Consider the following 12,505-nt stretch of genomic DNA (forward strand, 5'->3'; position numbering starts at 1 on the left):
ATGAGTTTGATCGTCGACAGTTTTAATCGAAAAGTAGAGTACTTACGTTTATCGGTCACTGACCGCTGTGATTTTCGCTGTGTATATTGCATGAGCGAAGATCCAAGCTTTCTGCCTAGAGAGCAAGTACTTACCTTAGAAGAACTCGCATGGATTGCACAAGCCTTTACCGAACTCGGAGTAAAGAAAATCCGCTTAACTGGCGGCGAACCTTTAGTAAGAACCGATTGCGATAAGCTTATTGAGTTATTAGGTAAATTGCCTGGTTTAGATGATTTATCGATGACCACCAATGGCTCACGCTTAAGTAAACTTGCTCAGCCCATGCATGATGCTGGTTTAAAGCGCTTGAACATCAGCTTAGATACCCTCAACCCTGAGCTATTCACTGAAATGACTCGCAACGGTAAAGTTGAACGAGTCATTGCTGGTATTGATGCCGCTAAAGCCGCAGGCTTTAAGCATATCAAAATCAATGCCGTGATTTTACGTGGCAAAAACGATCATGAAATCTTAGATTTAATCGACTTTTGCCGTGATCGTGAACTAGACATCACCTTTATTGAAGAGATGCCACTAGGGGTTATTGATGAGCGTAAACGCAGTCGTCATTGTTCTAGCGAAGAAGTCAGAGCCCTTATTGAAGCCCGCTATCCGTTAGTGCTGTCAAGCAAACGCACTGGTGGGCCAGCACGTTATTTCAAAATGGCAGATCACAGTATTCATATTGGCTTTATCTCGCCCCACAGTAATAGCTTTTGCCATGAATGTAACCGCGTCAGAGTGACAGTCGAAGGCCGTTTATTGCTGTGTTTAGGTAATGAAAACTCGGTTGATTTAAAAGCGATTGTTAGAGCGCATCCAGGTAATATTAATAAGCTAAAACAAGCGATTTTGGATGGCATTCAACAAAAACCCAAAGAGCACTACTTTGGCACCGATGATGACGTGCAAATTCTGCGATTTATGAACACCACTGGCGGTTAAGCCATTTTTACTTACGCAAATCAACCGCCTTCATTAACTAGCCTTAGCAGATAACCACCAAGGGTTACCCACTAAGGCTAGCTTTGATATACACTAAGACTAACAACCACTAGCACGTTAGTTTATGGCCTTATCTCGAAAAAAATGGAATAACATCCTGATCATTGCCTGCGTTTTCATGGTGGCAGTGCTAACCTTTATCGACTCAAAAACCAATCAAATGCCCGATGATGCCCAAGCATTATTTGATGAAACTAACCAGTTAACCCAATTGCAATTCGATGATATTTGGCTTAATAAAGGCGCTAACGGCTGGGTCTGCTCTGCAAGTGTTTTAAACTGTAGAACTTTAGCCGAGGCTTGGAGCCAATTAGCAATCTCCCCCACCAGCATAAGTGATGCAGAGCGCCAACAGTTACCGGCAGCGCAATCGTTAGTGATTGCGATAAATCACACCCCACAAGGACAACTTTGGCAATATTACCCCCAGTATGGGTTATTGCAGTCAGCCGCCGATAATTGGTACCAAATCCCGCCAAGCTTACGTACTGAACTCATCCCTATCATTGCCAGCCAAACACAAGAATAATAGAGAGCCCTATGCCTGAATTACCGGAAGTTGAAGTCACTCGCCAAGGAATATCACCCTACCTCGTCGATCAAACCGTTCGCGACCTTATTATTCGTAATGGTTCGTTACGTTGGCCTGTGCCTGACATTTGCCGCAATATTATCGGCCAAACTATCCGAAATGTACGTCGCCGCGCTAAGTACTTACTGATAGATACTGACGCGGGGATCACCATAGTCCATCTAGGTATGTCTGGGAGTCTGCGAATTTTACCAGCCAACACCCCAGCAGAAAAACATGACCACATTGATTTGGCGTTAGAAAATGGCCGCATTCTGAGGTTCAATGACCCAAGGCGCTTTGGTGCATGGCTATGGTATGAATTACCTGAAGAAGCACATCCATTACTATCAAAATTAGGCCCAGAGCCACTGTGTGAAGACTTTAATCCAGTGCAACTACACAATGCCCTCGCCAATAAGAAAAAGGCCATCAAACTGTGTTTAATGGACAATCACATTGTGGTCGGTGTGGGGAACATTTATGCCAATGAAGCCTTGTTTGCCGCAGGTATTCATCCTCAAGCAGCTGCTGGCTCAATTGATATTGAACGCTTAACAATTCTGGTTGCTGAAGTGAAACAGATTTTAGCCCAAGCCATTAAACAAGGCGGCACCACCTTAAAAGATTTTACCAATGCCGATGGTAAACCCGGTTACTTCGCCCAAAAGTTACATGTTTATGGCCGTGGCGGCGAAAACTGCACTGAATGCGGCAATCTATTAAGTGAAATACGTTTAGGTCAACGCACCACGGTATTTTGTGGGCTATGTCAGACATAAGATTGTTGAGGGTAAAATAGGGCAGAACAAGCCTTACTCCAGGTTGAAAGTATTTAGCGGCAATAAATCAAAAAGCCTCGATAGCATAGCTATTGAGGCTTCTATTTTTTAGATATTTGAAATAATTCAATCAACCCGCAGTGATTTAATTGAAGCAATTTTTTGCAGCAAAGAAGCGGCGACATCCTGATGGACGAATTGACTCACGTCACCGCCATGCAGGGCAACTTCTTTTACCAAGGTAGAGGAGATAAATGAGTTTTCTTCCGCAGGGGTCAAAAAGACACTTTCTAAATCTGGACTTAAACGACGATTCATATTGGCTAATTGAAATTCGTATTCAAAATCTGACACTGCTCGCAGGCCACGCACTAATACACTCGCCTGTTGCTCTTTAGCAAAATCAACTAATAAGCCAGTAAAGCCAACCACTTCCACATTGTCTAAATGGGCGGTCACTAAATTAACTTGCTCTACACGCTCTTCAAGGGTAAACATCGGCTGTTTGGACGGGTTTGAGGCAATGCCGATAATGACGTGACCAAATAATTTTGCCGCACGCTCAATTAAATCTGCATGGCCATTAGTAACGGGATCAAAAGTACCTGGGTAAATTGCGCGTCTATGCATTTGAATATTCACTGTGTAAAGTATTGCCAGCTAGTTTATCAGTATCAAATACTCGCATCAAAGTTTGATTTGATACTGGTCGTGTTTTACCATATTTCCCACTGAAGTCATTATTGCTGATGATGGTTCTAAACAAGAAACCAAAGCACTTATAGACTCTTATCGTGCCCAAAAGCTGCCCTTTACTTTAATCCATTGTTGGCAAGAAGATTTAGGCTTTCGAGCAGCAAAGAGTCGCAATAATGCCATCCAAGCATCAACAGCTGACTATGTTATTTGCATCGATGGCGATATTATTTTGCATCCTCGCTTTGTTGAAGATCACCTGAGTAACGCGAAAAAGAACCAAGTCATCGCCGGTAAGCGAGTCAGATTGTCTCAACGCTTTAGCCAAAAGATAATAACTTCTGACAAGCCAATATCACCGTTATCAGCTTTATTTGCTTTTGAAAGTGGCCATAAAAATGCCCTCCGCTCTAACGTGTTAAGTCACTACTTGAGTAAAACAAACCAGAATGCAGACAGCGTGTTCAGCTGTAACTTTAGCTTTTGGCGTCAAGATGCGATAAACGTCAATGGCTTTAATTGTGACTTTGTTGGTTGGGGCGCTGAAGATAAGGAATTTTGTGTTCGACTGATTAACAGCGGAGCATCAAAAAAGCAATTGAAGCATTTAGCAGTATGTTATCACCTGTACCACCCAGAATTGTCTCGAAAAATGGCACAAGTAAATCAACAGATTTATGATGACGCCATTTCAAAGAAATTAACTTATTGTCGAAATGGCATCAAAAAATACATTCCAAGCTAAAACTCACTCAAAGCTAAAGCTGGCTTGGCAATTTGGGGAGCTTACTTCGATTAATTCTTACCTTGACCTCAAAACATAACTTTTGCCAAATGCGTTTCAGGGGATGTTTTTTGGTGGTATTTCGATTACCTAAAGTACATATTTCACTTTCAAAGTCAGCGTCTTGCACAGGAAAAGGCCGAACAACAAAGCATCTTAAGTCCTTTTCAAACCAATACTGAATATCAATATCCACCGGCCGTGCAATAGGCATTGCCGTTGCAAGCAACTTGTTAGCCCCAGATAACGACACAAATTGGCCACGGGTAGAAGAAGGGAGTTTCAAGCAGGTCGATAATGAAAAGTCATCATCAAGTTCATGGGTATCAATAACCGCTTTTTGTTTACTGCCGTGACATAACTTAATGTAGTCCCATTGAGCAGATAATTGACTCACGCTTTTTAATAATGATAATAAATCAGGGTTTAATATCGAGTCATCTTCTAAAATAAGCGCGAAGTCCAAGTGCTGCTCAAGTATCATATTCCAGCAATTGACATGGCTCAAATAGCAGCCAATTTCACCGACATTAAGCACTTTGTCGTATTTAGCTAAATTTGTTGGCTCATCAAAAACCGCAGCAATTTCAGCTTCCGTCAGTGCTTTACCGTATACCGCAGGCACCCGTTCAAACTCAATATTGAGCTGCTCAAGTTGTTGCTGCATAAAAGCCATTCTTTCAGTGCTTTTATCGAGATTAATGACAAATACTTTAAACTTCATAAAGCGTCTTGATTCCGTCCTTGGTTTTATTTAATTTCTTTAACAACTTCAATTAATTGAGTCGTTGAAATCGCTGGTGTGCGCGGCAAATAAATGACCTTACATAAATCTGAAAAATGATCAAATTTACCCGCCCAATCATCACCCATAATTAAACAATCTGCTTGATATCGCTGAATATATTCGGCTTTAAGCGCTAAAGATTCCTCCAAAAAAACCTCATCAACACACTTTAGTGCACTAACAATTCGCATTCGAGCATCTTCATCACAAATTGGATTTCTGGATTTTTTACTAAAATTTAATGCGTCAGATGAAACTCCGACAATTAAACGGTCACCTTGCTCTTTTGCACGTTCTAGAATATTTAAATGACCAATATGAAACATATCGAATGTACCAAATGTAATAATCTTCACGCTTCACCTTCGATTAATAAATAGTCCGCGATTCTCTGACTGCAGCAACCATCAACAGCTCCAATAAGCTCATCTGTATACTGAGCCCGTTTTGCTGCAAAAAGTTCTGGAGATGAAACTTGCTGATCGACAACAGACTTTAGTTGGCTAAATGTTTCAGCATGAGCAGCAACATCGGCATAGCGGTATAAATCTTGATCGACCCTGTTTTTAAACCTAAATTTAAAAATACCGCGATATGACCAGCGTAAATGATAGAAGTCACACCAAACCACGGGTTTATCCAGTGCTGCAAATTCAAATAATGCTGAAGATGCATCACTGATTAACACATCTGCTGATGCCATAAAAGGAAGCAAGTTGGTTTCTTCAACTTTTGCTAAATAAACATTGCTGTATGAAGCCCAATGTTGCAGCAGCGCCTTTTGTTTCTGATATGCAGGTTTAATTAGGGAGAAATAATGAGGTTTCAATAAAATATTATATTCAGCAAACTGTTCTGGCCAGTTTCGCCCCATTTTCTCAATGCTACTTGGATAAAAAGTCGGCGCATATAATAATGTTGCCTTTGAAGGGTCAAGTCCCAATCTAGCCATATCAATACCAGGCTCTGCACCTTGTATAATAGGATCGAGTTTCGCATAACCTGTATCAATAAAGGTCTTTTCAGGAAACATGTCTTGAAGTCGCTTCAGGCGATATTGTCCCTCTACAAACCTGACATCAATGTCCGAGTTCGACACAGTATAATAAACAGATTTTGGACCAACGCCATGCTGCATCAATGCGGTTTTAGAAATACCTTTTAAACTGTGTGCACGAGAAAAAGCATTACCAAAAATAACCCAGCTGGCTTTTTCCTCGAGATAGTACTCGAGAGCGGCAGCTTCATCATCGACCCACACCACATCTAATTGATGGCGTTTAACCATAGAAAGGAGAACTGAATGTTGTTCACTATTGTTATAAATAACAAATTTCACCGCAACAGACCTTCTCTTTAGCTCTTCAGCAACCGGTAGGTATTGCGGTAAATAATAGGGGTGTAACACATCAAAACAAATCACAGTTAACCTTTTCCTGATCAATTAGAATTAAAATCACTCTTTAAGATATTTAATAAATTTTGCTTATCACAAATGTCTAAGTTTAACTCATCAATTAAGCTTGGCGGGTTAGGCCATTGATTATCGATTAATATTCTTCCAGCAAAGTCAACTGATGACTCATAACGAGGAATAATATGAAAATGTACAGCAGGATCAACCATCATTAGCATTAAGTAATTCATTTTACTGTAATCGAAGCGTTTTTTTAGCAACCTTTCGACATCTGAAATAATCAAAGCTTGCTCCGCTGCAGCACTTTTGGAAATAGCAGAATATTGATGCACATCCTCTCTACAAATGAGCACCATAGAGCCAATAGTAGGTTGCATCGGCCTTAATAGTAGATCCCAATATTGATATGATTTAATCAGGCTTTCTGGGTAGCCAAATTTCTTCAGCGTGACTTGAGGCATATGAATAGTACACTTGAAAGTTATATAGAGCATTTTAATCCAATAATGTAACATCGTCCATGTGTTACTACTCACCTTTTCAACTATACAGATGTTATTATATAGCCGAATCTAGTGATATAATTTGCAAATCATCAAAGATATTATCTAGTCCAATAATCTTGAATTTATCGGAATGTGTATGAAGAAAATCGGCTATACCACAGGCGTGTTTGACTTGTTTCATATTGGGCACTTAAATGTGCTTAAGCGTGCTAGATTAGAATGTGACTACCTCATCGTTGGTGTCACCAGTGATGAGCTGTCTATGTCGGCAAAGAACAAAAAGCCTGTTATCCCCTTTCAAGAGCGTATGGAGATTGTGGAAGCGATTAAGTTTGTGGACGAGGTGGTTCCGCAAGTTAATTACGATAAATTAGAAGCATGGAATAACCTGCGATTTGATCGTATGTTTGTTGGTGATGACTGGAAAGGCACTGATAAGTGGAATCAAATTGAAAACGAATTTGCAGAGTTTGGAGTAGAGATCCTGTATTTCCCATACACCTCTCACACCTCAAGCACGATTCTTCGCGAAGTACTCAGTAAAATTTAACTCACCCACAGAGTCATATTCAATGGTGTATTATTTACATACACCATTGAATGACAGCTAAACCTGTACTCTCTTCGAGTTAAGACCAGCGATAATACTGTAGTTTTTTACGAATTTTAAAACGTCGAATTAAATTCAGCGGCTTTTTATTTAAATGGGTTATGCCTGTTTGAATTAAAGACTCCATAGCATCAAGTACTCTTTCACTCGACAAACCATCTTTGTATGGATGTATTGCTCCTGAATGGCTTTTTACTTCAGATAATAAATCATCACTATCAAAAAGCGCTTTATCCAATACTTTTTCTAAATCATCAGCTTTATCAAAGTTGAGCATCCATTTTTCTGGCCTGCGACTATTAAAAGCCACCACAATTTTTTCTTGTATCGCAAACTCAGCAAGAATAGACGAGGTGTCAGATAAAATGATGTCCGCCGCTTGTAGTAACGGAATAACATCGCCCGTTTCTATAAAGCGTAAGTTTTCAGACGATAAGGCTTTATACATGGCAACTTCAGCTGCAGTCGCTTTCGGGTGCAACTTAACAATCCATTGCCAATCTCGCGTTTTAGTTAATCGCTGAATATTAGAATAAAGTTGTTCAGTACTGGTCAATTTGGGCGAAAAAGTAGGCGCATACAAAATGACCGGTTTATCAGACTCAAACTGAGCGGTGTTCGCATGCAAAGTAAATAAAGGATCTAGTTTTGACCAACCAGTCTCAACGACTTCACAAGTTCCGTCATTTATTGCTTCAAAGCCCTTAGTAATATTAGGTCCTTGGGTGCAATACAAATCAAAGAAGCCCCTGATATTAAACTTGCCCTTTTTACCTGAATCAAATCCATGGAACACTTGCACTTTTATCCCTGGGAAAAAATCGGGAATAAAGTTGCCAGGTGCAAGGGTGGCATCTGCAGCGAACTGTTTCACCTCAGTGACATCCATCAAGCGTTTATCAGACGGTTTTAAAAAGGGTTCAGCCTCACTCCCTTTGGGAATAAACCAAGCGACAGAACCACCACGTTGCTTTATCGCTTTCTCAATCGGTCTCAATACACTATAAGAATAAGATAATGTGACGTAAAACAAATAACGCATATGCAATAAACCCTTTTGAAATCGATGAAAATTTAAATTGTTACTTGCCCGATAAATTAAATAGCATCACCTCTCTGCAAGATGATTATTGACTGACAATTTTATCAAATTGTTCTTTAACGCTTTCAACCTTGATTAACCCCATCAAGTCCTGCCCCTTTGCCCTTTTCCCCCAAGCAATGCTGCTATCAGGAAATTGCTGCTTAATCACTTGATCATACACACTGACGACCGAGTCTAAACTGCTATAAGGCCCTGTTCGGCCTGGATTTGAATGGGCGTATAAGCCAATCACTGGCGTACCTTGAGTCACCGCCATATGGGCGGGACCGGTATCTGGCGCAATAACCAGACTGGCTCTTTTCAATAATGCCAATAATTGCGTTAGGCTGGTTTTTCCAATCATATTGTCAATATGGCAGTGACTGCTTTTAATGATATTAGCCGCTAAATCGACTTCCAATTGACTTGGGCCGCCGCAAACTATCACCCGATAACCTTTCTCGACCGCATGATCAGCCACTGCTGCGTAACGCTCTGGCAGCCAATTACGCTCAGCTTTACTGGCTGCGGGGCAAATCACTAACACTTTTTCATCATCTGTGATGACTTGTTTGGCGAACTCGGTATCGGCCTCAGGTACTGGAATATTCCAGCGTGGGGTTAAATCTGTAACGCCAATGGCTTTAGCAAAGCCCATAAAACCTTCTAATACATGGGGGGTTGCTAGCGGCTCCACCCCATGATTGGTCACTAACCACTGGCCTTCTTTGGCTCTGGCTTTATCAAAGCCTACTTTTATTTTGGCTGAAATCATCAATGAGGCGATGGTCGCTCTCAGCGCGACTTGCATGTGTAAAAGCACATCAAAACGTTGAGCAGACAAGGCTTTTTTCAATTGACCATAACTGCGCCAACCTTGAGATTTATCAAAGATAACAAACTGAATACCGGGCATATGTTTAACCAATTGATATTCAACTTTACCAATCACCCAGGTAATGGCTAAATCAGGGTATTGACGCTGAATAGCTTGCACCATGGCAACCGCATGACACACATCTCCAATCGCGGATAAACGAAGTAAACATAGGGATTTCATCGATGAAAAGTCTGCTTTCATGGGTTACCACTAACGATATAAAGGGAATTAAGTACAAGTATTCGATCTTAATGTAGAATATTGTTTTTAGCCACCGACAAATCGACGCTTTTACTAATTGGCCTATGCAACTTGAATCAACAGAGACTGGGATCATTGCTTGGTGCGAGCCACTCGCGCAGCAATTAACTCCCGCACAATTCCAAGCTGACTACTGGCAGCAACACAATGCCATTATAGGCCAGTCAAAAGGTCGCTATACCACCTGGTTTGTTGAACATGACCACCAGCGCTGGGTATTACGCCATTATTGGCGTGGTGGCTTTATGGCAAAATTAAGCCGTGATGCTTATGTTTTTACTGGTATGTCTCGCACTCGAGCCATCGCTGAACTGGCGTTATTAGAAAAGTTGTTTGATGAAGGTTTTCCGGTACCCAGACCCATTGCCGCCAATGTTGAACGCTTTGGTATTTGGTACCGTGCAGATTTGATTATTGAGCTGATTGATGGTGCGAAAGATTTAGTAGCCTATTTATCCAAAACAGCCATGAGTGATAGCCAATGGCAGCAGCTGGGCGCCCTCATTGCTAAATTTCATAATCGTGGCGTATATCATGCCGACCTTAATTCAAAAAATATCTTACTGGCCGAGGCGCAATTTTACCTTATCGATTTTGACCGTGGCGTAATAAAAACACCCGCTAAGCAATGGCAGCAAGCAAATTTAAACCGATTACTGCGCTCGTTTAATAAAGAGCAAGCGAAACTGCCAACGTTAAATTTCAATGAATCAAATTGGCAGCAGTTACTTTACGGTTACCAACAAGCCATTAATTAACTGAATTTAGCGATTAGCTGATTAACTGAGTAAAGCGCAATTGCTGCTCAACTATTTCAAACTGCTTTTGCAATGCGCCGCGATTTTGAGACACCACCGCTAAGCTCGCTTTGGCGGCGCTATTGTGCAATTCGACGTTAGCAAATAGCTTTAATAGCATGTCAGCCAGCTCATCGGCATTATTGACCACAGTTAAGCCACCAGCTTGCTCAAGTAAATGGGTGATTTCAGCAAAATTCCAATGGTGCGGGCCAACACTTACTGGCAAGCCCATTGCTGCAGGCTCTAAAGGGTTATGCCCGCCACTTTCAATCAGTGTGCCGCCAATAAAGGCAACATCAGCAGCGCCATATAGCATCAACAGTTCACCCATGGTATCGCCCAGCAGTACTTGGGTGTGCTGTTCGACAACCTCATTCATACTGCGCCTAGCTAAATTCAACCCTTGTTGAGTGGTCGACACAGCGGCTACATTAAATTGTTCAGGGTGTCTTGGCGCCATAATCAGCAGCGCATCAGGATATTGCTCCAACACTTTTTTATGGGCTTGCAACATCATATCAAACTCACCAGGATGAACACTGCCAGCAACCCATACAGGGGCTTGGCTTCGGTTCCAATCAGCTCTTAAGGTTTTAGCTTGTTGGTATTTGCTGTCATCAATCTGTATGTCAAACTTTAAACTGCCGCAAACATGCAATGACTGAGTGTTGGCCCCTAACGCCGCAAAGCGGGCAGATTCAGCCTCGGTTTGCACCGCAATAGCATCAAGCGCCGTTAACATGGGTAAACTTAGCCCCATTTGCTTATGGTATTTATCGGCAGATTTTTGCGATAAGCGCGCATTAGCTAACACTAATCGAGTATTATTTTTCTTGGCGTAATGAAGCAGGTTTGGCCATAATTCAGTTTCCATAATTACGCAAAGCTGCGGATTAACCTGCTTGATAAACCGACTAACACAAAGGTTGATATCAAACGGGAGATAACAGTGCTGCACACTATCGCCAAAGGCCTTTTTAACCTCTGCAGAACCCGTGGGGCTTGTGGTGGTAACCGTAAATGATAGCTGTGGATGCTGTTTCATTAAGCGTTTTATCAATGGTATTGCAGCTAAAGTTTCCCCCATCGACACACTATGAATAAGTACATCAGTTTGCTTTAAGCGCATTAATCCAAAACGCTCGCCCCAGCGACCGCGATAGTCAGGGCTTTTAAACGCACGAAAAGCTAAATAAGCCACAATGAGAGGGGATAACAGCAAGAGTAAAACGGAATATACACCACGAGTCATGAAAACTACTTGATCAATTTTGCTTGTCAGATAACCACAATGTTAACATAATCTAAATTCATAGGGATATGAGCTTAGTTGTATGTAGTTAAGAAATGATTTCTTCATGAGCCTCTGATAATTGGAACTGATATGAAAACCCGCGATAAGATAGTTTATGCCAGCCTTGAACTTTTTAACGAACATGGTGAACGTAATATCACCACTAATCACATAGCGGCTCATTTAAATATTAGTCCTGGAAACCTGTATTACCATTTCCGCAATAAAGAAGACATTATCAATTCTATCTTCACCATGTATGAATCTAATCTTGAAAATGGTTCAAAGCCTTATGAAGACGTATCAATTGACGTTGAATTATTATTGGGCTATTTCGATGCGATGTTTTATACCATGTGGCAATACCGATTTATGTACGCCAACCTAGCCGATATTTTAAGTCGAGATGAAGCCTTAAAGCAGCGCTATACTCTGGCACAAAAAAGCGTATTAGCACGCTCAAGTAACGTCCTTAAACAACTTAAACAAGATGGTTTTTTAAACGTTGAAGACGATAACATCGTCGAACTTGCAGATACCATGAAGATGATCGTTAGCTATTGGATTAGCTATCAACTGACCCAATCGGGTGCATCAAAAATCACCAAACCTGCAATTTACAAAGGTTTATTACGGGTGGTTATGCTGTTTAAAGCGTATTCAACGCCAATTTCTCAACCTACCTTTGCACGACTTGAGCAGCACTACCGCGAGTTAGTCTCTCAAGACGCCTGCCCAGAGCTTTAATTCAGGTAAATTAAACCGCCCTTACAATCCCATTGCTGGCAACTATAATAATAGCGTTGGCAAAAGGGATTGGCAGTATTTTAATCATAAAATACCGTTTTACTGCCACTTATTAATACTTCCCCAGTTAATGAAAGTTGATTAGTTTTATTTATCCGAAATCACCCCAAGCCCTAATCAATTTTATGTAACCACTGCGCTTAAAAAAAACGCTGTGGCCTTATAAAAATTAAGGGTAG

Annotated in this window: 15 protein-coding genes; 7 read left to right on the top strand and 8 right to left on the bottom strand. The window is 41.2% G+C overall.

The features are described 5' to 3' along the window. The 3 genes from moaA to mutM all read left to right on the top strand — a co-directional run bounded on the left by moaA (position 1) and on the right by mutM (position 2,400). Positions 1–987, top strand: coding sequence for a GTP 3',8-cyclase MoaA (gene moaA, locus Q4533_RS13190; protein WP_303502889.1), 987 nt, complete (start codon positions 1–3; stop codon positions 985–987). A 124-nt stretch (positions 988–1,111) separates the two neighbouring features. Then, a complete protein-coding gene (locus tag Q4533_RS13195) occupies positions 1,112–1,576 on the top strand; it encodes a hypothetical protein (RefSeq protein WP_102475990.1) in 465 nt (154 codons plus the stop codon). Positions 1,577–1,587: 11 nt separating this feature from the next. Further along, positions 1,588–2,400, top strand: a complete 813-nt coding sequence (gene mutM / locus Q4533_RS13200; RefSeq protein WP_102439335.1) for a bifunctional DNA-formamidopyrimidine glycosylase/DNA-(apurinic or apyrimidinic site) lyase — start codon at positions 1,588–1,590, stop codon at positions 2,398–2,400. 126 nt (positions 2,401–2,526) lie between these two features. Here the strand turns inward: mutM and coaD are convergent, their stop codons facing one another. Continuing rightward, the gene (coaD, locus tag Q4533_RS13205; RefSeq protein ID WP_303411386.1) at positions 2,527–3,030 is read right to left on the bottom strand and encodes a pantetheine-phosphate adenylyltransferase; all 504 of its coding nucleotides are present in this window, start codon (positions 3,028–3,030) and stop codon (positions 2,527–2,529) included. 109 nt (positions 3,031–3,139) lie between these two features. Here coaD and Q4533_RS13210 point away from each other — a divergent pair, with 109 nt between their 5' ends. Next, complete coding sequence (locus Q4533_RS13210) at positions 3,140–3,841, top strand: galactosyltransferase-related protein (protein WP_303502905.1); 702 nt, start codon at positions 3,140–3,142, stop codon at positions 3,839–3,841. Positions 3,842–3,854: 13 nt separating this feature from the next. Here Q4533_RS13210 and Q4533_RS13215 read toward each other — a convergent pair whose 3' ends face one another. The 4 genes from Q4533_RS13215 to Q4533_RS13230 are packed head-to-tail and all read right to left on the bottom strand — an operon-like array spanning position 3,855 to position 6,620. Beyond that, positions 3,855–4,604, bottom strand: a complete 750-nt coding sequence (locus tag Q4533_RS13215) for a glycosyltransferase family 25 protein (protein WP_303502890.1) — start codon at positions 4,602–4,604, stop codon at positions 3,855–3,857. A 26-nt stretch (positions 4,605–4,630) separates the two neighbouring features. Then, on the bottom strand, positions 4,631–5,023 hold the full coding sequence (locus Q4533_RS13220; RefSeq protein ID WP_303502891.1) for an adenylyltransferase/cytidyltransferase family protein: 393 nt from the start codon (positions 5,021–5,023) through the stop codon (positions 4,631–4,633). Further along, a complete protein-coding gene (locus tag Q4533_RS13225) occupies positions 5,020–6,090 on the bottom strand; it encodes a CDP-glycerol glycerophosphotransferase family protein (RefSeq protein WP_303502892.1) in 1,071 nt (356 codons plus the stop codon). Before Q4533_RS13225 ends, Q4533_RS13220 begins: the two co-directional genes overlap by 4 nt. A gap of 17 nt (positions 6,091–6,107) precedes the next feature. After that, a complete protein-coding gene (locus Q4533_RS13230) occupies positions 6,108–6,620 on the bottom strand; it encodes a hypothetical protein (protein WP_303502893.1) in 513 nt (170 codons plus the stop codon). A gap of 106 nt (positions 6,621–6,726) precedes the next feature. On the opposite strand from Q4533_RS13230, the gene Q4533_RS13235 reads away from it, so the two are divergent. Then, complete coding sequence (locus Q4533_RS13235; RefSeq protein ID WP_303502894.1) at positions 6,727–7,140, top strand: adenylyltransferase/cytidyltransferase family protein; 414 nt, start codon at positions 6,727–6,729, stop codon at positions 7,138–7,140. Positions 7,141–7,219: 79 nt separating this feature from the next. Here Q4533_RS13235 and Q4533_RS13240 read toward each other — a convergent pair whose 3' ends face one another. Both Q4533_RS13240 and Q4533_RS13245 read right to left on the bottom strand, forming a co-directional pair. Continuing rightward, on the bottom strand, positions 7,220–8,242 hold the full coding sequence (locus Q4533_RS13240; RefSeq protein WP_303502895.1) for a CDP-glycerol glycerophosphotransferase family protein: 1,023 nt from the start codon (positions 8,240–8,242) through the stop codon (positions 7,220–7,222). Between the two features lie 85 nt (positions 8,243–8,327). Continuing rightward, positions 8,328–9,365 carry a glycosyltransferase family 9 protein gene (locus Q4533_RS13245; protein ID WP_303502896.1) on the bottom strand — a complete coding sequence of 346 codons (1,038 nt, stop codon included), beginning with the start codon at positions 9,363–9,365 and terminating at the stop codon, positions 8,328–8,330. 104 nt (positions 9,366–9,469) lie between these two features. Here Q4533_RS13245 and Q4533_RS13250 point away from each other — a divergent pair, with 104 nt between their 5' ends. After that, positions 9,470–10,183: a 3-deoxy-D-manno-octulosonic acid kinase gene (locus tag Q4533_RS13250; RefSeq protein WP_303502897.1), complete on the top strand. Its 714-nt coding sequence runs from the start codon at positions 9,470–9,472 to the stop codon at positions 10,181–10,183. A gap of 13 nt (positions 10,184–10,196) precedes the next feature. Here the strand turns inward: Q4533_RS13250 and waaA are convergent, their stop codons facing one another. Beyond that, positions 10,197–11,477 (bottom strand): lipid IV(A) 3-deoxy-D-manno-octulosonic acid transferase, encoded by a 1,281-nt coding sequence (waaA, locus tag Q4533_RS13255; protein ID WP_303502898.1) that lies wholly within the window; start codon positions 11,475–11,477, stop codon positions 10,197–10,199. Between the two features lie 132 nt (positions 11,478–11,609). Here waaA and Q4533_RS13260 point away from each other — a divergent pair, with 132 nt between their 5' ends. Continuing rightward, positions 11,610–12,266, top strand: coding sequence for a TetR/AcrR family transcriptional regulator (locus tag Q4533_RS13260; protein WP_303502899.1), 657 nt, complete (start codon positions 11,610–11,612; stop codon positions 12,264–12,266). Positions 12,267–12,505 lie beyond the last annotated feature (239 nt).

It is taken from the genome of Shewanella sp. 6_MG-2023 (assembly GCF_030547195.1).
GTDB lineage: Bacteria > Pseudomonadota > Gammaproteobacteria > Enterobacterales > Shewanellaceae > Shewanella.